The following is a 19,714-nucleotide window of genomic DNA, read 5'->3' on the forward strand; positions in this document are numbered from 1 at the left end:
CGATGACATGGAATTTCGCCTTCCTGCTGATGGCGATCGACCGGCTGCGCTCGGAAGTTGAAAATCTCGCGCTGCTCGACGACCTCACCGGCGTCTCCAACCGCCGGCATCTGCTGCAGCGGATGTCGGAGCAGTGCACGGTTTCGATGAGCACCGGCGAGCCGTTCGCCGTGCTGGCGATCGACCTCGACGGCTTCAAGGCGATCAACGACGGTCATGGCCATGCAGCCGGCGACGAATGCCTACGCCGGTTCTCGCGGGCCGCGCAGTCACGGCTGCGCCCCGGCGATCTGCTGGCCCGCGCCGGCGGCGACGAATTCTGCGTGGTGATGCCGGGGACGACGCTGCGCGAAGGCGCGATGATCGCCCGCTACATCCTGGACGAAAGCCGCGCCGTGTCGGCCCGCGGCGAGGCTGGGATCAAGATCGCAGCGTCGATCGGCGTCGCGCAGTGGACCCCGCAGATCGGCCTGCATCCTGAGCGGCTGATCGCAGCCGCCGATGTCGCGCTGTACAACGCCAAGAAGCTCGGCAAGGACCGCTACGCGGTGTACGAGCCGGCCCCCGAGCCGCCGCCCGAGACCCATCTCCCCTCACCTGAGACGCTGCGCAAGATCGCCTGACGATGCGCCCGCCGGCGCTTTGCTTCGCTCTAAGCGAGCAGTGTCGCGTGGATGGTGCTCACCCCGATCGCGATCGTGAGGACACCGACCGCGCCCTGCAGCAGGCGGTTAGCGGTCGTCAGCGAGCGCGCCGAGATCACCACCGGCACCGCGATCACCGCCGATAGTGCTCCCATTCCGACCATCGAGCCCAGTCCGAACAGCGCAACGTAAAGTAGCCCCTGTGCCGGGCTCGGCGCCTGCGACACCGCCAACACCAACAGCGCGGCCGAGCCGGCCATGCCGTGCATCAGCCCGACCAACAGCGTCCGCCAGCGAAAGCCGTGCTCATGCCGATGCGCACTGGGCGCGTCGTGGCTGAGCCGGTCGGCATGGCTGTGCAAATGGAGGTGGCGGACACCGTCGCCGTGCTGATGGACATGGACGTGGACCCGGTCGCGCCACAGCCGCCACAGCAGATGCCCACCGAGCGCCACCAGCATGAAGCCGACCGCTCCCTCGAGCGGCTGGGCGATCTGCTCGGGGATCGAGTGGCCGATCACCAGCGCGAGGCCAGCGAACAGGAACAGCGTCAGCGTGTGGCCGAGGCCCCAGGTCAGTCCGTGCTTGACGATATCGGCGACGCCGCTGCGCCGCGCTGCGATCGTCGACACCGCGGCGATGTGATCGACCTCGAGCGCATGCTGCATCCCGAGCAGAAACCCCAACCCCAGTATCGCGAACATCGGCCCCTGGTCATCGCGCCGCCGGTAAATTGCGGTGGCGGCAGAATGGTGTAAGTTTCTTAATCACAACACGGCCGCAGAGCCGGAACAAGGGAGAAACGAATGATCGCCAGATCGATCGCGGCGGCGATGATGACGGCTGCGCTGCTGTCATCGTCCATCGCCCGCGCGCAAGTCTCCGACGACGTCGTCAAGCTCGGCGTCCTCACCGACATGAACGGCCCTGCCTCGACACCGACCGGACAGGGCTCCGTCACCGCGGCGCAAATGGCGGTGGACGATTTCGGCGGCACCGTGCTCGGCAAGCCGATCCAGGTGATCGTCGGCGACCATCAGCTCAAGCCCGATATCGGTGCCACGCTGGCGCGGCGCTGGTACGACGTCGAGCAGGTCGACCTGATCCTCGACGTGCCGGTCTCCGCCGTCGGCCTTGCCGTCCAGAACATCGCCAATGAGAAGAAGCGGCTGTTCATCACCCAGTCGACCGGCGCGGCGGACTTCCACGGCAAGTTCTGCAGCCCCTACGCCATGCAATGGGTATTCGACACGCACGCCCTCGCGGTCGGCACCGCGCAGGAGGTGGTGAAGCGCGGCGGCGACACCTGGTTCTTCATCACCGACGACTACGCCTTCGGCCAATCGCTGGAGAAAGACGCTGCCGCAATGGTCACCAAGACCGGCGGCAAGGTGCTCGGCTCGGTGCGGCCGCCATTCGCGACCTCGGACGTGTCGTCGTTCGTGCTGCAGGCGCAGGCCTCGAAAGCCAAGATCATCGGCATCGCAGCCGGCCCGCCCAACAACGTCAACGAGATCAAGACCGGCGGCGAGTTCGGCATCTTCAAGGGCGGCCAGCAGATGGCGGCGCTGCTGGCGCTGATCACCGACGTGCATTCGCTTGGCCTGCCCACCGCGCAGGGACTGCTGCTGACGACGTCGTTCTATTGGGACATGGACGACAAGACCCGCGAATGGTCGAAGCGCTATTTCGCCAAGATGAACCGGATGCCGACGATGTGGCAGGCCGGCGTGTATTCGGCGACCATGCACTACCTGCAGGCGATCAAGGACGCCGGGACCGACGATCCCTTGAAGGTCGCAGCCAAGATGCGGGAGAAGCCGGTCAACGACTTCTTTGCCCGCGGCGGAAAGCTGCGCGAGGATGGGCTGATGGTCCACGACCTGATGCTGGTGCAGGTGAAGACCCCGGAGGAGTCGAAATATCCGTGGGACTATTACAAGATTTTGGCTCACATCCCCGGCGAAGCTGCGTTTGGCCCACCCGATCCTGCCTGCCCGCTGGTGAAGAAGTAGCGGGCGCTGACTTCGAAGGCAGCGAGAGTCTCGATGCCTCTCTCCGTCATTGCGAGCGAAGCGAAGCAATCAAGCCCAGTGCTCGGAGGTGGATTGCTTCGTCGCTTCGCTCCTCGCAATGACGGCCTCGGGCGGCTATGATCTGAAATGCGGTGGCCGCCGCCTGCATTGCCGCTTCTAGAATGATCTCGAAGGAAAGCCCCATGGACTATCGTTCGCTCGGCCGTAGCGGCCTGAAGGTTTCGCCGCTGTGCCTCGGCACGATGATGTTCGGCGGCGCCACCGACGAACCGACGTCGACGCGGATCATCGACAAGGCGCGCGACGCCGGAATCAATTTCATCGACACTGCCGACGTCTATTCGACCGGCGGCTCCGAGCAGGTGGTCGGCCGCGCGATCACGGCGCATCGGGAACACTGGATCCTCGCCACCAAGGTCGCCAATCCGATGGGGGACGGCCCCAACCGCGCCGGACTGTCGCGCCGCCGCGTGCTTCAGGCTGCCGACGACAGCCTGAAGCGCCTCGGCATCGACTGGATCGACATCTATTATCTGCACCGCGAAGACCATGCGACGCCGCTCGACGAAACGGTGCGGGCAATCGGCGATCTGATCCGCGCCGGCAAGATCCGCTACTTCGGCGTGTCGAATTATCGTGCCTGGCGCGTCGCCGAGATCTGCAACATCTGCGACCGACTCGGCATCGACCGTCCAGTGGTCAGCCAGCCGTATTACAACGCCATGAACCGGATGCCGGAGATCGAGCACATCCCGGCCTGCGGCTTCTACGGACTCGGGATCGTCCCCTACTCGCCGCTGGCGCGCGGCGTCCTGACCGGCAAATACGCGCCCGACGCGCAACCGGACAAAGACAGCCGCGCCGGCCGCGCCGACAAGCGGATGCTGCAGACCGAGTGGCGGCCCGAGTCGCTGAAGCTGGCGCAGCAGATCCGCGCCCACGCCGAAGCCAAGGGCGCCACCGCCGTCCAGTTTGCAGTCGGCTGGGTGCTGAACAACGCGCTGGTGACCTCGGTGATCGCCGGCCCACGCACCGAACAGCAATGGGACGATTATGTCCGGGCGCTCGACTACCGCTTCACCGCCGAGGACGAGGCGCTGATCGACAGCCTGGTGGCGAGCGGCCATCCCTCCACGCCCGGCTATAACGACCCGGCCTACCCGATCGAGGGCCGCCGGGTGCGTCACGCCGGCTGACCGCCGGCCGCGCTTCCGGCCAAAGTTGCGGCCGATCAAGCCGAGACGCCGAGGCGGACCGTAATCTCGGCTCCGCCGTGCGGCCGCGATCGTTGTGCCTGCGTGCCGCGCTAGAAGCCGGGAGACCGCCCTATGACCAGCCCCCATTTCCACGCCGTGATCTGGATCGACCATCGCGAAGCGCGGGTGTTTCACTTCAACCCGTCCGACGCCGACAAGCTCGTGGTGCACGCCGACAATCCGAACCGGCACGTCCACCATCATCGTGCGGTCGGCTCCGGCCACGAGCCGGTCGACGAGCATTTCCTCCAGGCTGCGATGGAGGCAATCGCCGACGCCGGCATCGTGTTGATCGTCGGCCCGGCGCAGACCAAGCACGCGCTGGAAAAATACATCGCCGACCACAACCCGGCCCTGAAAGCCAAGATCGCCGCGGTCGAAACCGTCGATCATCCCAGCGACGGCCAGATCGTCGCCCACGCCCGCAAGTATTTCAAAGCCGAAGACCGGACCACGCCGCAGACGCGGTGAGACAGATCAGCAAGCGCCAGCGGCAGCCGGTTGATTCCGGCTGCTGACTTGCAACGTTGGGGGACGTGCCGACGTCCGGACAGGAGATCACACCGCGTCACCGCAGCTCAGATGGTGAGGCTAGTCATCGTCAGCATCATCTCGTTCGATGCGGTCACGACTCGTGTGCATGCCGAATAGGCCTGTTGCGCTTGAACCATCGTGGTCATCTGATCCGCAATGTCCACGTTCGACGCCTCCAGCGCGCTTCCCACCACCGTGCCGGAATTGATGTAAAGGGCCGGACCGGATTGCGGCGTCGGCGAGAATGTTCCGCCGCTGCCCTGCTTCATAAAACCCTCGCCAGCGAAGCTGGCTATCGAAAGCGACGCCACGTCGACCGTCTGGCCCTTGGAATAGGTGCCTTGCAGATTGCCGGATGAGCTGACCGACAGGCTCTGCAGAACGCCGAGATTGGGCACTTCCGTACTGGTATCGAACTGAAGCGGCGCCGGGCTGCCCACGGCGCCAGTGACGGGATCAATTTGAGATCCCATCAGGTAGTAGCCGGCGCCGTTGACGAGATAGCCGTTCTTGAGATCGAAATCGCCGCGTCGCGTATAGGTGGTCTCGCTGGTACTGAACGTCGGCTGGCCGCTCCCGCTCACCCCTGACGGCGCCTCGACCGTGAAATACCCCTCCCCGCCGATCGCCATATGGGTACTCACCGGATCATTGCTGATTGATCCCTGCTGATTGTTGGTCAGGACTGAACGCCATAAGACGGTATCCGAGACCTGCGGCGGATAGATCAGGTCGGAGAACGCCGTATTGGTCGCCTTGAATGCAGTTGTCTGCGAATTGGCGACATTGCCCGAGATGTTCTCAAAAGCGGCGGACTGAGCCTGCAGGCCCGTGGTCGCCGTCCACAATGCACCAAGTGATCCCATAAGGAGCTCCCTGATCGGTGTCTGCGCGACGATTTCCGCGCACCCCAAAGAGCTCTGCAAAGCGCGCACCAGAAGCGCACCTCAAGCAAATCAATAACATCGACAAGCCACCCCATTCTTCTACGAGGAAATTTCGTGCGAGCGGTCGGAAAGTCTTTCCGTAAAAGGAGCTGGAGCTGCACGACATAAGTAATTCACGACACATGGCTTATCGGCGCCGAGCGGCCGAGATAGCTTGGCGCAAGACCACTCAATTAGCAGACTGTCAGCCTGCTATCCGTATCCCGTAACTACCCGCCTTTCGCGACAGAGAATTCAGATCGCGGACACGTTCGCGGCCAGCTTTGTGGAGGCAGTCCCCATCAGGCTATCGGCGCGAGCAAGACCAACTTCTTGCCGGCATAAATGGCCGGCAACCGAAATTCCGCACAAAGCAATTCGATGGATCATTCCTCGCATCTCGCTTGCATCGTCCTCCGAGAGTGCTCGGTCAGATGCGCTGATCGGTCCATGTGATCGGGATTGCGCGCTCCACCTGCGGGCGTCTAGTATCGCCGCCGTGACGATCGAACAGATCGCGCCAAGAAAATGGGATGGAAACAGATGAGACTCTTCGGACTTGCGGCCGTTCTCGCGGCGACGTCGTTGTTCGCACCCGGCGTTGCGCTTGCGCAGAAATCTTACGGCCCCGGCGTCAGTGACACCGAGATCAAGGTCGGGAATTTCGTGCCGTACAGCGGCCCGGCGTCGGCTTACGGCATCGTCGGCCAGGTCCAGAGCGCCTACGTCAAGATGCTGAACGAGAAGGGCGGCATCAACGGCCGCAAGATCAATTTCATTTCGTACGATGACGCCTACTCGCCGCCGAAGGCGGTGGAGCAGACCCGTAAGCTGGTCGAAGGCGACGAGGTGCTGTTCCTGTACCACACGCTCGGCACGCCATCGAACACGGCCGTCATGAAGTATCTGAACCAGAAGAAGGTGCCGCAGTTGATGCTGTCGAGCGGCGGCACGCGGTTCGGCGACGATCCGAAGACCTATCCCTGGACCATGCCGTTCAATCCGCCCTATCAGGCTGAGGGGCGTATCTACGCGAAGTGGATCATGGCGACCTATCCCAACGCCAAGATCGCCGTGCTGGTGGCGAACGACGATTACGGCAAGGACATCTACAAGGGTGTCAAGGACGGGTTCGGCGCCAAGACCTCGATGATCATCTCGGAGGCGACCTACGACATCACCGATCCGACCATCGATTCGCAGATGGCCAAGCTCAAGGCCTCCGGCGCCGATCTGTTCCTCAATCTCTCCACGCCGAAATTCGCCGCGCTGGCGATCCGCAAGATGGGCGAACTCGGCTGGAAGCCCGTTCACGTTCTGAACAACGTCTCGTCGTCTGTCGGTGCAGTGATCAAACCGGCCGGGATGGAATTTGCCCAGGACGCGATCACCGCAAGCTACGTCAAGGATCCGACCGATCCGACCTGGAAGAACGATCCGGGTGTGAAGGAGTGGGACGCCTTCCTCGAGAAATACATGCCGGGCTCCGATCGCTCCAACGGTCTGCTGCTGTATTCCTACGGTGCCGCGCAGACGCTGGAACACATCCTGAGGCAGGCCGGCGATAATCTGACGCGTGAGAACATCATGAAGGTGGCGACCAGCCTGAAGGGCTACGCGCCGTCCTCGTTGCTGCCGGGCATCACCATGAACACCTCGCCCACCGATCATTTCCCGATCGAGCAGATGCAGCTGATGCGCTTCAAGGGCGACCGCTGGGAGATGTTCGGCGACGTGCTCGAAGCCCGGGTCACGAACTAACCGGACCTCCACGATTGACGGATGCGCGGGCTCGAAGTGAGCCCGCGCATCACGCTTTTGGACCTTGCTTGCGCCAAGCCGCAGCCTGATCAGCCGCTACCCTGCGATCTTCCCATCCACCACCCGGACGATGCGGTCGCAGCGTTCGGCGAGATCGTCGTTGTGGGTGACGAGCAGAAACGTGGTGCCGCGCTCGCGGTTGATCTGGCGCATCAGCTCGAACACGTCGTTGGCGGACTTGGTGTCGAGGTTGCCGGTCGGCTCGTCGGCGAGCACGAGGTCCGGGTCCATCGCCAAAGCCCGCGCAACCGCGACGCGCTGCTGCTGGCCGCCGGACATGTTGGTCGCGCTATTGTTGCGCCATTTGGAAAGGCCGACGCGGTCGAGCAGTTCGTCGGCGCGCTGTTCCATCGCCGCATCTGGGCGCCCGCGATCGACCAGCATCGGCATCATCACGTTCTCCCGCGCGGTGAAGGCCGAGATCAGATAGTGATACTGGAACACGAAGCCGATGGCGTGGCCGCGCAGATGCGTCAGCGCTGAATCACCGAGTCGGCCGGTGTCTTCCCCGTTGATCAGCAGCCGTCCGCCGGTCGGCCGATCAAGCAGACCGATGATGTTCAGCAGCGTTGACTTGCCCGAGCCGGACGGCCCCATCAGCGCCAAGAAGTCACCGCGCTGCATCGTCAGATCGATGCCGTGCAACACTTCGGTCTCGACCGGCGTGCCGACGTTGTAGGATTTGCGGATCCCGTCGAGGTTGAGAACGTCAGCCACGGATCGCCACCACCGGATCAAGCCTTGCGGCGCGCAGCGCCGGTGCGATCGCCGCCGCGACACCGGTCGCGGTCGCGAGCACCGAGGCCCAGACGAACAGATCGGGATCGAGGATCAGCGGAAACAGCTCGCTGCCGTCGACCTGCCGGGCCAGGCGATGCCACACGATCAGTGCCAGCGCGCCGAGCCCGGAGCCGATCAGCGAACCGACGAAGGCGAGCAGCCCGCCCTGGATCAGGAACACCTGCAGGATCTGCTCGCGCCGGGTGCCCATCGCCCGCAGAATGCCGATATCCTTGGAGCGTTGGATCACCGACACGATCAGCACGGCGGCGATGCCGAACGCCACCGACAATCCCACGAACAGCCGGATCAGCGTGTTGGAATTCTTCTGCGCCTGCACCGCCGTGAAAAATTGCGCATTGGTCTTGATCCAGCTGTCGGCCTCCACCGGCAGCGTCGCCTGAATCTCCTGGGCGATATCCTCGGCCGCGTAGATATCGTTGACGGTGAGGTCGATTGAGGTGACGCCGCCGAGCAGCCCGAGCATGCTCTGGGCATTGCGCAGCGTGACATAAGTGGTGCGCTGGTTGGCGGCCTTGTTGCCGAAATCGAAGATGCCGTTGATGGTCAGCACGCGATTGCCGGCGAGCGGGGTCGAGACGATGATCTTGTCGCCGAGCGAAGCGCCGAGATCCCGCGCCAATTCGGTACCGACCACAATGCCCTCGGTGGTGATCTTCGCGCTGCCGGCGACGATATAGTCGGGCACCTTGACGATCTTGAAATAGATCTCCGGCTCGATGCCGTTCAGCGTCACCGCCCGGCTGGTGTCGCCGCGCAGCGCAAGCGCCGAGCCCGACGCGGTGGCGGCGGCGTTGATCACATCCGGCCTCGCCTGCATCTCGGCGCGGATCTTTGGCCACTGGTTGATCGAAATCACCCGCTGCGTCGGGCGTTGCACGGTGGCGGCTTCGAAAGTTCCGGGCGCGTCGCGCAGCGGCCGCGCCACCTGGTCCGGCGGGATCAGTTGGATCTGCGGCACCGAAGTCAGCACCCGCTTGATGAAATTGGCCTGCAGCCCGGCCAGCATCGCCGACATGAACACGATGACGCCGACGCCGATCGCGATGCCGCCGACGATCACCAGCGTCTGCACCGCGCCGTCGAGCAGAAACCGCGCCGCGGCGATCCACTCGAACGGCACCCAGCGCTTCACGGCACCACCACCCGGATGCGTTGCCCGGCTTTGACGCCCGCGGTGAGCGGGATCACCGGCTCTCCGGGGCTGAGACCGTCGAGCACTTCGTAGAAGCCGACGCCGCGCAAACCGAGCTTGATCTTGCGCACCACGGCGCGGCCGTTCTCTGTCGTCAGCACGAACGGAGATGTCGCAGCATCATGCACAGCGCGCGCCGGCACGATCACCACGTCGTTGCGCTCTGCGGTAGCGATATCGACCGAGACCGTCATGTCCTGCCGCAGATAATCCGGCGGATCGTCGACCTTGAGCTTGACCTCGACCGAGGCGCGATTGATGTCGACCGACGGATTGATGTAGCTGAGCACGGCGGAGAAGCGCTTGTCCGGATAGGCATCGGCAGAAGCCACCGCGTGCTGGCCGAGCGCAAGCTGGCCGAGATTCTTCTCGTCGATCTGCACCACGATCTGGACGTCACCGGCCGGAGCCAGCACCAGCAGTGCCTTGCCGGGCTGCACCACGGTGCCACGCTCGACATTGCGGGTGATCAGCACGCCGTCGCGCGGCGCCACGATGGTGGCGTAGCCGAGCCGCGCCTGCGCGGTGTTGAGATTGGCGAGCGCCTGGCTGAGCTGGGTCTCTGCCATCACGAAGTCGCTGCCACCGGGGCTGGTGGTGAACACCTGCAGCTCAGCGGTGCGCACCTGGGTGCGGGCGACGTCGAGATTTTTGGTGGCGTCGTCGAGCGTCGCCTTGGTGCCGTAGCCGGAGGCGGCGAGCTTGGAGGCGCGCTCGTACGTCGCCTCGGCATTCAGCAGGTTGGCCTGTGCCTGCTTCAGGGCTTCGTCGGCGGCCGGCTTGGTCAGCTCGCGAAGCTGGCGAACCCGCGCCCGCGCTTGCGCCACCGCGCCCTCAGCCTGCACCACTGAGGCCTGCAGCTCCGACGCCTCGATCGCGACGAGTTGCTGGCCCTGATGCACCTGCTCGCCCTCCTTGACCAGCACGTCCTTGACGGTGCCGGTGATCTGGCTGGCGATTTCGACGCGATAAGGTGTTTCGATATGGCCGCTGGCAACGACGGTCTGGACCAGATTGCCGCGCTGGACCAACGCAGCGACCACTTCGGGCCCGAGCAGCAACCGGGCAAGCCCGAGACCCGCCGCGATCAGGACGAGGGCGATGCCAAGCACCGGCCATTTATGACGCCACAACCCGCCCGCCCAGCGCACCGCCAGATTGGGCCGCGGCGTGTCGATTTGCTCGACTTTCTGCAACATGATGGTCCGCGGTCGATCGCCCCGGCGAGACCTATCCCCGGACCGTTGGGCAGCCATTGCGAAAGATCAATTGCGACCACACGTCCGCGTGCTCAATTTCGCCTGCTGCTGCGGAGTCGTCCGCGGCCGATTGCCTATGGCCGAAGGATACGATGACGACGTTGATCTTGCTGGTGCTGAGCGTCGTCGTGCTGTTCACGGCGGCGGGCTGGGTGTCGTGCCGGCTGGCGCGCCGGCTGGAAGCGCGCTACCCGCCCCGCGGCGTGTTCATCAATGCCAACGGCGTGCGGATGCACGCACTCGATCTTACGCCTGCCCGCCCCGCCGCTTCCGGCCAGCCGACCGTGCTGCTGCTGCACGGCGCCAATCTGTGCTGCGAAGACATGCGGATGTCGCTCGGCGAGCGGCTGGCGCAGCGGCTGCGGGTGATCATTCCAGACCGCCCCGGCCAGGGCTACAGCGTCACCGGCACCGGTCCGGTCGCCTCGCCGGCCTATCAAGTGACACTGATCCGCGAAGTGCTGCGGGATCGCGACGCGGGGCCGCTGATTGTGGTCGGGCATTCGTTCGGCGGCCTGATCGCGCTGCGCTACGCGCTCGACAATCCCGACACCGTCGCCGGGCTGGTGCTGATCAATCCGACCACCCATCCGCGGCCGCAGGGCCTGCCGCTGTTCCAGCGTGCCGCCGAAGTGCTGATGAAGCCGCTGGTCACCTATACGCTGCTGCCGCCACTGTCGCTGGCGATGATGAAGCGGATCTCGGCGCGGATCTTCCGTCCGGAGACGCCGCCAGCGGACTATGCCGAGCGCAGCCGGCTAGCGCTGGCGCTGACCGCCAAGCGGTTCGCCGCCAGCCTCGAGGAATATGCCGGGCTGCGCGATCAACTGATCGACCACGTGCCGCGTTATGGCGGCATCCAGGTGCCGACCGTGATCGTCGCCGGTACCGCCGATCCGGTGGTGCCGCCGCAGGTCCATGCCGAGGCGCTGGCCCAAGCGGTGCCGCAGGCACGGCTGCTGCGGCTCAACGGCGCCGGCCATATGGCGCATCATGCCCATGCGGACACCATCGCGGCCGAGATCGAGCGGCTGGCGGATGCGGTCGCGGAGCGCGCGGCGCCGACCCGTGCCGAAGCCGCCGAGCGCAGCTGACGCCAACGACGTCCGCGGCGCGATGAAACCTCAGCGCGTCGGGGACGTTCCTTTTCCGGAACCAACGGAGTGTGTCATGACCACGTTCAAGCTGGCCTGTGCCGTGATGATCCTGTCCACAGCCACCGCGATCCCGGCGCTGGCTGAGCATCGGCACCATCGCGCGCAGCATCACCACCATCATTCACCCTACCACCAGTCCAGCGAGCCCTATCTGCATAACTATGGTCCGCCGATTTGGCCTGGGCACACTTACGCCACCTATGACGGTCCTGTATCGGCACTGTGCGGCCAAGGAGCCGCCGCCTACCGGGGGCAGGACGGCCGCCGCCATCCCTGCTACTAAGCCCCGCACCGGGCCACCGTTCAGTTGCAACGCCCGGCGAACGGCGGCACACTCCGGCCGCGGCCGCCGGCCGCCACGCGTTCCACGGAATCAAACCATGACCGATACTGCCGCCGAAGACGTCCGCAAAATCGCCACCGCCCTGCTGAAGACGGCCATCGAGATCGTCTCAGAAGAGGACGGCGGCGCGCACAACCAGTGCAAATTGTGCGGCGCATCGGTGCCGTGGCTGCAGACCGGTGACGAAATCAAGCATGCGGACGATTGCCCCGTGGTGATCGCCAAGCAGATTGTGTCGTCCAGGCCGAAGCTGCATGCGGTCTGAGCCCGGCAGCAGCGGCGCCAACTCCGGCACGGTTAAGACAGCCGCATCCGAGATCGCGGTTTGTCTCGCACCGGCGGAATTCGTCGACAGCGATCATCCCGAGGTGATCGCGCGCGCCGCTGACGCCACGCGCGGCGCCGAAACGCTCGCCGACAAGCTTCGTGCGCTATACCTCACGGTGCGCGACGGCATCCGTTACGATCCCTATGTCGACTTTTCCAGCCCCGAGATCTTCCGCGCGTCGAGCGTATTGCGCGCCGAACGCGGCTACTGCGTCGGCAAGGCTTCGGCGTTCGCGGCGCTGGCGCGTGCATCCGGGATACCGGCGCGGGTGTGCTTTGCCGATGTCCGCAATCATCTCGCCACCGAGAACCTGACCCGGACGATGGGCACCGACCTGTTCGCGTGGCACGGCTATGCCGAATGCTTCACCGGCGAACGATGGGTGAAAGCGTCGCCCACCTTCAATCGCACGCTGTGCGACAAGCTCGGCGTCGCGCCACTCGACTTCGACGGCTCGTCTGACGCAGTGATGCAGGCGTTCGACAACAACGACGCGCGGTTCATGGAATACGTCCGCGAGCACGGCGCGTATTTCGATGTACCGGTGAAATTCGTGCAGGCCGAGATGAAGCGGCAGTACCCTCACCTTGCGCAGCAAAGCAACCTGCGCGGCTCGATGGAAGACGAAGCGGCACAGGATGCGGCGGCGCGCGCCGCGGGTGCAGCTCAGCGCTGAATTTCTGCGCGGTTCTCGGCGACGACAAGCTGTTCGGGCGGCGCGGTCTTGCGGAGCAGCAGCACGACGCAAATCCAGTAGACGACGTAGAAGCCGAGCTCGAGCAGATTCGGCTGCGACCGATAGCCGGTGAGCCCTGCCACCAGGGCCCCGACTGCTCCATGGTCCGAAAGCAACGCCGAACTGTCCCACAGCCGCCCCGTCAACGGCAGCAAGCCGAGCCTGCTCAAGGTGTCGACGCCGCTGATCAACAGCGAGGCCGCCAGCAGCAACATCATCACTTCGGTGACGCGAAAGAACAGTCGCCAGGTTGCGATCCGGCTGCCGAGCTGCAGCAGCGCGTAGGTCGCCAGCGCAAGGCCGACGCCGACGATGCCGCCCAGGATCGGCTCGGCCGGGGATGTGCTTTCGACTGCCGACAGCGCGCCGAGCAGAAACAGGATGGTCTCGGCGCCCTCGCGCGCGATTGCCAACGCCGCCAGCGTGAACACGCCCCACCAGCTCGCCGTGCTGGTTTCCTGGCGCAGCGCCGCTTCGAGCTCGTCGCGTAGCAGACGACCCTGGCCGCGCATCCAGGTGACCATATGGACGATCAAGCCGGCTGCAAGCAGGGTCGCAATCGCCTCATAGACCTCGCGGCTGGTCACTGGGATCGTACTGCTGGATAGCGCGATGGTGGTGCCAAAGCCGATCGCGAGCAGCAGGCCTGTGGCGGCTCCGGACCACAGATAACGCCGCCCGATGCCGCTGGCGTCGTTATTGCGCAGCCATGCATTGAGGATGCCGACGATCAGCAGCGCCTCGACGCCTTCGCGCCACACCACGATGACGACGTTGCCGAACTGCGACCCGATCATCTTCGCCTCTACCCAGCCGGCGACGGCCACGGGCGATCAACGGCCCGACTCGCCTGCAGCCAGGAGTTGCGATCTTATCGAAGTTTAGCGAAAAGTCCCGATAGCGAATGCGGGGACCAGATCACGGGCACGCGAAGGCCGCCCGATCCGGCAAGCCAATTGTGGTTACAGCGACGACCGCCGTCGCTCCCGATGCACCGGTGCAGTCCCGCGCGGCGCGCCAGATGCGCCCTGCTTGTCGAACAGAGCAAAAAACCGCCGGTCATCCTTGAGCAAGTGGCCGAGGATCACCGAGTTGACCAGGAACTCCCGGAGCTCGCCGAGCGACTGGTGTCCCGACACCACAGCCTCACTCACGTTGCGAGCACGTAGCAGCAGATGGTCGTGCTCAGTACGATGATGTTCATATTCATCGTAGCCGGCGGCTTCGAGCACCGCCTGTTCGTACTGGAAGTGCTGGGCGACGCGACTGAGCAACAGCTCGACCACCTCCGCCAGTTCGGCGGATTCCAGTGCCTCGATGTCGGGACCAAGGATGACATTGGCAAGGTCGAACAACTCGCGGTGCTGAGCGTCGATGGTCGGCTCGCCGCACGCATAGCTCTCGTGCCACAGAATGTCGGGCCGCCGTTCGGCTGGATCTCGCACGGCCTCGCCGGTCGGCCGGGTCCTGTCCCGTCGCGCCTGCTTGGCCGCGTACATCCAATGGTCGGCGCGCTCGACAAAATCGTCTGCCGTCTCGCCCGGACGGAACTCCGCCGCGCCGATCGAGATCAAGAGACGCCCTAAGCTCTCATGCGTCGAACGGCGATGCAGTTCGCGCGCCGCGATCGCCGCGCGGATCGCTTCGCCGAGCAGCAGAGCCTCGCGCAGCGGCGTGCGCGGCACGATGATGGCGAACTCATCGCCGCCATACCGGCAAACCACGTCGTCACGGCGGCAATTGTGCTTGATGGTCGAAGCCGCAAGCCGTAGCACGTCGTCGCCGACGACATGGCCATGGCGATCGTTGAACTGCTTGAAGTTGTCGAGATCGACGATCAGCAACGACAGCGGCCAACTTTCTTCGCTATTGACGTGCTGCGACAGCGAATTTTCGAAATACTTGCGGTTGCCGACTTCGGTCAGCGGATCGGTCATGCTTTCGAGCCGAACCTGATCGAGCTGATCCTGCAACTGCCGCACCTGCTCGGCAGCAGACTTGAGACGACCAACCAACAGAGAGTTGGCGGTCTGAATGTCGATCGTCCAGCTCAGCAGTTCATCGACGATGCTCTGCATGCCGTCCATCCGGCCGAGCGCCAGACGCGGCGCCGCGCTCGACAGACGGGTCTCGTAGCCATGGGTCGCATCGGACGCTTCTTCGATCACGTTGATCAGCGCGCTCGATTGCGTGTGCACCAGGGCGCCAATCGTATGGATGCGCGTTGCAGCCTTGGTGGGAAACAGAAACTGTTCGTACAGCCGCGTGAGATCGCGTGCACTCGGCCGGCCGGTCGCAGCCAAAAGCGCGTTGACGGCTTCGGTCAATGCTTTGTGCCGGCCCGAAAAGAACGTGTACCAGAGCTCAAAGCTGTTCGGCTCGAGCGCGAGATCGAGCTCCTGGATCTGCCTGAGAGCCTGGCCTGCAATATGATCTTTCCAGTCGCGGTCCGGATCTAAGTGCATCGTCATCAGCGGGTACAACAGTTTGTTCGGCCAGCTTCTCCGGCCGGGCGCGGCCCGGCCGTTTATTCAGTGCTGAACTCTAGACCCTTATCGGGCGGCGGGGCGTTGGCTTTTCGTCTCGCTTTCGCAGCAACCGGTCCCAGAATCGATGGCGACCAATTACGTCGATAACAGTATAAAAATACCCACAAAGAAGAGACTGCGGCGGGCGTCGCAGGAGGGAAGCGGATCAGTTAAGCACGATTCGGGTCGGATGAATGATACCCAAGTACCAGTGAGCAATTTCGAACAACAGCGATAGCACGCGGAGCGAACCTGAACGCCCCGACGTTTCCAATTACAGCGCAAAGATTTCGCGCGAATTGCAGGACCTCATATCCGGCGCAAGCCGGGACGATCCGCGGACAAGCGGTCTGTCGATTTCGTCAGGCCGTGGTCCGCAAGAACTCGCCCAGCGTCCGGCCCCCCTCCGTCGCCTGGCCGCAGAGGCGGCGGACCGATTGGCTGCAATCAGCGCGTAGCTCGGACGGGCTGTAACCATAGCGCTGGCGGAACGCGCGGCTGAATTCCTGCGCGCAGGTGAAGCCAAACGAGTTGGCGATTTGCTGGATCTGCCGGGTCTCGGCAAAGTCACACAGCGCCCGGTGAGCCGACGCCAGGCGCGTGTTGCGAACATAGCGCGCCGCGCCGCCGTGCGGCTCAAACAGGCGATAGAGCACGCTCCGCGACACGCCCATGCTCTTGGCGAGACTCGCCGGTGTCAGCTTCGGATTCGACAGCTGAGACTGCACCACCCGGCGCGCCCGCTCGCCCAGGCTCAAGATGATCCCTTCGCGGGCTTCTTCCGCGCTTTGCGGCGCCGGCGCCAAACAGGCCGTAATCATGGCCTCGGTGGCTCGAACGATCGCCGGCACATCCTCCTTGGTCAGCTCCGGCAACCGGCGCTCCAATGCCAGCATGTAATCGGACAGCAACCGTCCGCGTGCGGTGTCGATGATCGTGTTGTTGAGCCGGTCCAACGTGCCGGCCTGTCGGGCGAACTGGTCGCGCGGGATGAACAGCATCAAAATCTCCATCGGCTGCATCTCGCCGTGGAATGCTTCACCGAGCGAATAGAAGCCAACCTGACCGGAGGTGCCGCGTGACACCTGCTCGGCCGAACAGCCACCATCGCTGACCACCCAGTTCGCGCCCTCCTTGATCAAAAAGAGATACCAATGGTCCGCGAAAATGGTCTTCACCCGGCGCGGCGTCCGGGAGAACCGCGTGCCGGAACTGCTCTCCTGGCACATGGCGAAGCTGCCGAGATCCCATGTCGCCAGGTCGATCGAAGCCTTCCGCTGACGATGGGCAATCGGCGTCAGATCGGCCACCGGACGCAAGTATTCCCGCCAAGCATCGAATCGGTCGCGCTCCGGAACCGCTGCGGTCGAGAACCGAGCCGGCTGCAGCGGGACTGACAAGGATGGCACGTCGTTCATCTAAGAAGCCTCCCTTGGGGCAAGGCTCCGCCACAGCATCTGTGGTGGGCCCGGCAGGACTCGAACCTGCAACCAGACCGTTATGAGCGGTCGGCTCTAACCATTGAGCTACAGGCCCCGCCGGCGGCCGCGGAGGCGGCGGACGGTGCGGCCTCCCCATACAATGGCAGGACTTCGCGGGCAATTGGCAGGTTGCGGGCGCCCGGGACCAAAACCGGATGGACCAGACCGCGCTCGCGGGGCGTGGCGGGTGCGCGCGGTCAGCCCGGGCATGCCGACGATCAGCTACGGGGATTGAAGGTCCTGCGTCCGACCGAAAGTGTCGAGCCGCCGATGGCGACGCCGGGGCTGACGTTCGAGGCGCCGACATGCTCGGCTCGTCTCACCGATCGGGAGCAAGGAAGGTTGGGGCCTGTGAGCAAAATCGATCAGTCAGCACATCGAGCTTTTGAATCTCTCCGACGATCTCGTCTTTCATCAGTCGGAGATCGTTTCATCCAATCGATTAGTTCCGTCCTCTCTTCATGTGTGCGCAGACCGTGAGGCCTTCAGATCAAGTGCCGCCGCGCAATATGTTCGATCGCGTACAAATTGATTAGCTTTTGAACAAACATTTTAACCGAGGATGCGGCCGATCATCGCGCGACATCTCGTCGCCTATAAGTTGAATTGGACCAACCATGCTCGCCAATGTCCCGTTACGGACGAAAATCACCACCCTCGTCGCTGTCTTGCTGATCGCGCTCTCTGGCCTCGGTTTACTTGGCCTGCTGCAGATGCGGACGTTGAATGCGAGCACTGTCGATATCGGCACCAATTGGATGCCGTCGGTCCGTGTTCTCGGCGAAATGCGCACCAACGTGGCGCTATATCGCAACACGCTGCGCGCGCATTTGCTCGAAGCCACCACCGAACGCAAGCTGGCAACCGAGAAGCAACTCGCAGCATTCGATGAAGCGGTGAAGCAATCGCTGCGCACCTACGCGCCGATGGTCGCAACACCGGAAGAGCGCAAACTGTACGACGACCTCGTGGCCTCTTGGACGAACTACATCAATCTCGCTCCCGCCGGCCTCGAAATGTCTCGCAAGGCCGCTGGTGAGCTTCCGGTCGCCGCCAACGACTACATGCTGAAGACGATGGGCCCGATCAGCGCACAAATCGATGAGGTGCTGAAGAAGGACATCGAACTCAACGACAAGGGTGCAGCAGGCGCCACCGCGAGTGCGGAAGCGACCTATCTGTGGGCGATCGTCGTGATGATCGGCATCCTGCTTGTCGCGATCGCGATCGGCATCACCGCGAGCATCCTGGTGATCCGCGATCTGTCGCGGGGTATCGCCTCGATCGTCAAGCCGATGCAGGATTTCACCCGCGGCGACCTCTCCGCCGAGGTGCCGCATCGTGGCAAGAACACCGAGATCGGCGCCATGGCCGATGCGCTGCAGGTGTTCAAGCAGGCGCTGATCGATAAGCGCGCGGCCGATGCGGCCGCAGCCAAGGACGCCGAAGAGAAGATCGCGCGCGGCCACCGTATCGACGCCGCCACCCGGCAGTTCGAATCCTCCGTGGGCGAGATCGTTGAAACCGTCTCGTCGGCTTCGACCGAACTGGAAGCTTCGGCGGGCACACTGACGAAAACGGCGGAACACGCCCAGACGATCACCACCACCGTCGCAGCCGCCTCCGAACAGGCCTCCACCAACGTGCAGTCGGTGGCGTCGGCGACCGAGGAGATGACCTCGTCGATCAACGAGATCAGCCGGCAGGTGCAAGAATCCGCCCGCATCGCCGTCGAGGCGGTCGATCAGGCGCGCAAGACCAACGCTACCGTCGGCGAGCTGTCGCAGGCGGCCGCCCGGATCGGCGATGTGGTCGAACTGATCAACACCATCGCCGGCCAGACCAATCTGCTCGCACTCAACGCCACGATCGAAGCGGCGCGCGCCGGCGAAGCCGGCCGCGGCTTCGCCGTGGTGGCAGCCGAAGTGAAGGCTTTGGCCGAACAAACCTCGAAGGCGACCGGCGAAATCAGCCAGCATATCGGCGGCATCCAGGCGGCGACCGGAGAGTCGGTGTCGGCGATCCGCGAGATCGGCCACACCATCGAGCGGATGTCGGAGATCGCCTCGACGATCGCGTCGGCGGTCGAAGAACAAGGCGCCGCGACCCAGGAGATCGCCCGCAACGTTCAGCAAGCGGCGCGAGGCACCAACGAGGTGTCGGCCAACATCGTCGACGTGCAGCGCGGCGCCACTGAAACCGGATCGGCATCGGCCCAGGTGCTGTCGGCGGCGCAGTCGCTGTCGCAGGACTCCAACCGGTTGAAGGTCGAGGTCGCCAACTTCCTGCAGAGCGTCCGGGCCGCCTGAGCCGGCCTCCCCCAGCTCCATCGCACAACAAGAGCCGCGCGGCTGTCAGCTGCGCGGCTCTTTCGTTTCCGGCCTCCGATAAGATCCCGCTACGCCATCGCCACCTGTGGGCCGCGCCGCCGGCTGCGCAGCAACAGCATCAGTATGATCGCGACGTTGACCGCGTTCCACGCCATGCCGTTGACGAAGGCGGCCGCGTAGGAGCCGGTGGCGTCGAAGATCACCCCGGAAATCCAGCCGCCGAACGACATGCCGAGCACCGAGGCCATGATGACGATGCCGACTCGGGTGGCGGCCTCGCGCGCCGGCATCGCCTCGCGGACGATGATCGCATAGGCCGGCACGATGCCGCCCTGGAAC

General features: G+C 64.3%; 18 protein-coding genes, 1 tRNA gene and 1 pseudogene. 10 read left to right on the forward strand and 10 right to left on the reverse strand.

The window, feature by feature from the left end:
• The coding region (locus DYI24_RS05660) for a GGDEF domain-containing protein (protein ID WP_164571570.1) at positions 1–623 on the forward strand (623 nt) is incomplete at its 5' end.
• 29 nt (positions 624–652) lie between these two features.
• Here the strand turns inward: DYI24_RS05660 and DYI24_RS05665 are convergent.
• A complete protein-coding gene (locus tag DYI24_RS05665) occupies positions 653–1,348 on the reverse strand; it encodes a sulfite exporter TauE/SafE family protein (RefSeq protein WP_164571571.1) in 696 nt (231 codons plus the stop codon).
• 102 nt (positions 1,349–1,450) lie between these two features.
• Here DYI24_RS05665 and DYI24_RS05670 point away from each other — a divergent pair, with 102 nt between their 5' ends.
• From DYI24_RS05670 to DYI24_RS05680, 3 genes are all read left to right on the forward strand, one after another.
• Positions 1,451–2,659, forward strand: coding sequence for an ABC transporter substrate-binding protein (locus DYI24_RS05670; RefSeq protein WP_164571572.1), 1,209 nt, complete (start codon positions 1,451–1,453; stop codon positions 2,657–2,659).
• Positions 2,660–2,862: 203 nt separating this feature from the next.
• The gene (locus DYI24_RS05675) at positions 2,863–3,876 is read left to right on the forward strand and encodes an aldo/keto reductase (RefSeq protein ID WP_164571573.1); all 1,014 of its coding nucleotides are present in this window, start codon (positions 2,863–2,865) and stop codon (positions 3,874–3,876) included.
• A 132-nt stretch (positions 3,877–4,008) separates the two neighbouring features.
• A complete protein-coding gene (locus DYI24_RS05680; protein ID WP_107343641.1) occupies positions 4,009–4,407 on the forward strand; it encodes a translational machinery protein in 399 nt (132 codons plus the stop codon).
• Between the two features lie 107 nt (positions 4,408–4,514).
• Here the strand turns inward: DYI24_RS05680 and DYI24_RS05685 are convergent, their stop codons facing one another.
• The gene (locus tag DYI24_RS05685) at positions 4,515–5,336 is read right to left on the reverse strand and encodes a flagellar hook basal-body protein (protein ID WP_164571574.1); all 822 of its coding nucleotides are present in this window, start codon (positions 5,334–5,336) and stop codon (positions 4,515–4,517) included.
• A 603-nt stretch (positions 5,337–5,939) separates the two neighbouring features.
• Between DYI24_RS05685 and DYI24_RS05690 the strand changes: the two genes are divergently transcribed.
• Complete coding sequence (locus DYI24_RS05690) at positions 5,940–7,157, forward strand: ABC transporter substrate-binding protein (RefSeq protein WP_164571575.1); 1,218 nt, start codon at positions 5,940–5,942, stop codon at positions 7,155–7,157.
• Positions 7,158–7,253: 96 nt separating this feature from the next.
• Here the strand turns inward: DYI24_RS05690 and DYI24_RS05695 are convergent, their stop codons facing one another.
• From DYI24_RS05695 to DYI24_RS05705, 3 genes are read right to left on the reverse strand one after another with little or no spacing between them, the layout of a single operon-like run.
• Positions 7,254–7,934: an ABC transporter ATP-binding protein gene (locus DYI24_RS05695; protein WP_164571576.1), complete on the reverse strand. Its 681-nt coding sequence runs from the start codon at positions 7,932–7,934 to the stop codon at positions 7,254–7,256.
• Positions 7,927–9,153, reverse strand: a complete 1,227-nt coding sequence (locus tag DYI24_RS05700; RefSeq protein WP_164571577.1) for an ABC transporter permease — start codon at positions 9,151–9,153, stop codon at positions 7,927–7,929. The genes DYI24_RS05695 and DYI24_RS05700 overlap by 8 nt, the downstream gene beginning before the upstream one ends.
• Positions 9,150–10,412 carry an efflux RND transporter periplasmic adaptor subunit gene (locus DYI24_RS05705; RefSeq protein WP_164571578.1) on the reverse strand — a complete coding sequence of 421 codons (1,263 nt, stop codon included), beginning with the start codon at positions 10,410–10,412 and terminating at the stop codon, positions 9,150–9,152. Before DYI24_RS05705 ends, DYI24_RS05700 begins: the two co-directional genes overlap by 4 nt.
• Before the next feature lie 152 nt (positions 10,413–10,564).
• On the opposite strand from DYI24_RS05705, the gene DYI24_RS05710 reads away from it, so the two are divergent.
• The 4 genes from DYI24_RS05710 (at position 10,565) to DYI24_RS05725 (ending at position 12,976) form a co-directional block, all read left to right on the forward strand.
• Complete coding sequence (locus DYI24_RS05710) at positions 10,565–11,566, forward strand: alpha/beta fold hydrolase (RefSeq protein ID WP_164571579.1); 1,002 nt, start codon at positions 10,565–10,567, stop codon at positions 11,564–11,566.
• 76 nt (positions 11,567–11,642) lie between these two features.
• A complete protein-coding gene (locus tag DYI24_RS05715) occupies positions 11,643–11,912 on the forward strand; it encodes a hypothetical protein (RefSeq protein ID WP_164571580.1) in 270 nt (89 codons plus the stop codon).
• A 97-nt stretch (positions 11,913–12,009) separates the two neighbouring features.
• Positions 12,010–12,237, forward strand: coding sequence for a DUF3222 family protein (locus DYI24_RS05720; RefSeq protein ID WP_107343633.1), 228 nt, complete (start codon positions 12,010–12,012; stop codon positions 12,235–12,237).
• A complete protein-coding gene (locus DYI24_RS05725; RefSeq protein ID WP_164571581.1) occupies positions 12,227–12,976 on the forward strand; it encodes a transglutaminase-like domain-containing protein in 750 nt (249 codons plus the stop codon). Before DYI24_RS05720 ends, DYI24_RS05725 begins: the two co-directional genes overlap by 11 nt.
• Here the strand turns inward: DYI24_RS05725 and DYI24_RS05730 are convergent.
• From DYI24_RS05730 to DYI24_RS05745, 4 genes are all read right to left on the reverse strand, one after another.
• Positions 12,967–13,833: an FTR1 family iron permease gene (locus DYI24_RS05730; RefSeq protein ID WP_164571582.1), complete on the reverse strand. Its 867-nt coding sequence runs from the start codon at positions 13,831–13,833 to the stop codon at positions 12,967–12,969. The genes DYI24_RS05725 and DYI24_RS05730 overlap by 10 nt on opposite strands.
• 165 nt (positions 13,834–13,998) lie before the next feature.
• Positions 13,999–15,507 (reverse strand): diguanylate cyclase, encoded by a 1,509-nt coding sequence (locus tag DYI24_RS05735; RefSeq protein ID WP_164571583.1) that lies wholly within the window; start codon positions 15,505–15,507, stop codon positions 13,999–14,001.
• A 419-nt stretch (positions 15,508–15,926) separates the two neighbouring features.
• Positions 15,927–16,982, reverse strand: coding sequence for a helix-turn-helix domain-containing protein (locus tag DYI24_RS05740; RefSeq protein WP_164571584.1), 1,056 nt, complete (start codon positions 16,980–16,982; stop codon positions 15,927–15,929).
• A 42-nt stretch (positions 16,983–17,024) separates the two neighbouring features.
• A tRNA-Ile gene (locus DYI24_RS05745) sits at positions 17,025–17,100 on the reverse strand.
• A gap of 562 nt (positions 17,101–17,662) precedes the next feature.
• On the opposite strand from DYI24_RS05745, the gene DYI24_RS05750 reads away from it, so the two are divergent.
• The gene (locus DYI24_RS05750; RefSeq protein ID WP_164571585.1) at positions 17,663–19,354 is read left to right on the forward strand and encodes a methyl-accepting chemotaxis protein; all 1,692 of its coding nucleotides are present in this window, start codon (positions 17,663–17,665) and stop codon (positions 19,352–19,354) included.
• 89 nt (positions 19,355–19,443) lie between these two features.
• On the opposite strand, the pseudogene DYI24_RS05755 reads toward DYI24_RS05750, so the two are convergent.
• Positions 19,444–19,714, reverse strand: a pseudogene (locus DYI24_RS05755) (MFS transporter); the annotation flags it as partial.

Origin of the sequence: Rhodopseudomonas sp. BR0C11 (assembly GCF_010820945.1) — a bacterium.
Taxonomy (GTDB): Bacteria; Pseudomonadota; Alphaproteobacteria; order Rhizobiales; family Xanthobacteraceae; genus Rhodopseudomonas; species Rhodopseudomonas palustris_H.

Coding starts and splice junctions, on each gene's coding strand:
- DYI24_RS05665 (WP_164571571.1), bottom strand. CDS start 1,348: ATGTTCGCGATACTGGGGTTGGGGTTTCTGCTCGGGATGCAGCATGCG.
- DYI24_RS05670 (WP_164571572.1), top strand. CDS start 1,451: ATGATCGCCAGATCGATCGCGGCGGCGATGATGACGGCTGCGCTGCTG.
- DYI24_RS05675 (WP_164571573.1), top strand. CDS start 2,863: ATGGACTATCGTTCGCTCGGCCGTAGCGGCCTGAAGGTTTCGCCGCTG.
- DYI24_RS05680 (WP_107343641.1), top strand. CDS start 4,009: ATGACCAGCCCCCATTTCCACGCCGTGATCTGGATCGACCATCGCGAA.
- DYI24_RS05685 (WP_164571574.1), bottom strand. CDS start 5,336: ATGGGATCACTTGGTGCATTGTGGACGGCGACCACGGGCCTGCAGGCT.
- DYI24_RS05690 (WP_164571575.1), top strand. CDS start 5,940: ATGAGACTCTTCGGACTTGCGGCCGTTCTCGCGGCGACGTCGTTGTTC.
- DYI24_RS05705 (WP_164571578.1), bottom strand. CDS start 10,412: ATGTTGCAGAAAGTCGAGCAAATCGACACGCCGCGGCCCAATCTGGCG.
- DYI24_RS05710 (WP_164571579.1), top strand. CDS start 10,565: ATGACGACGTTGATCTTGCTGGTGCTGAGCGTCGTCGTGCTGTTCACG.
- DYI24_RS05715 (WP_164571580.1), top strand. CDS start 11,643: ATGACCACGTTCAAGCTGGCCTGTGCCGTGATGATCCTGTCCACAGCC.
- DYI24_RS05720 (WP_107343633.1), top strand. CDS start 12,010: ATGACCGATACTGCCGCCGAAGACGTCCGCAAAATCGCCACCGCCCTG.
- DYI24_RS05725 (WP_164571581.1), top strand. CDS start 12,227: ATGCGGTCTGAGCCCGGCAGCAGCGGCGCCAACTCCGGCACGGTTAAG.
- DYI24_RS05730 (WP_164571582.1), bottom strand. CDS start 13,833: ATGATCGGGTCGCAGTTCGGCAACGTCGTCATCGTGGTGTGGCGCGAA.
- DYI24_RS05735 (WP_164571583.1), bottom strand. CDS start 15,507: ATGACGATGCACTTAGATCCGGACCGCGACTGGAAAGATCATATTGCA.
- DYI24_RS05740 (WP_164571584.1), bottom strand. CDS start 16,982: ATGAACGACGTGCCATCCTTGTCAGTCCCGCTGCAGCCGGCTCGGTTC.
- DYI24_RS05750 (WP_164571585.1), top strand. CDS start 17,663: ATGCTCGCCAATGTCCCGTTACGGACGAAAATCACCACCCTCGTCGCT.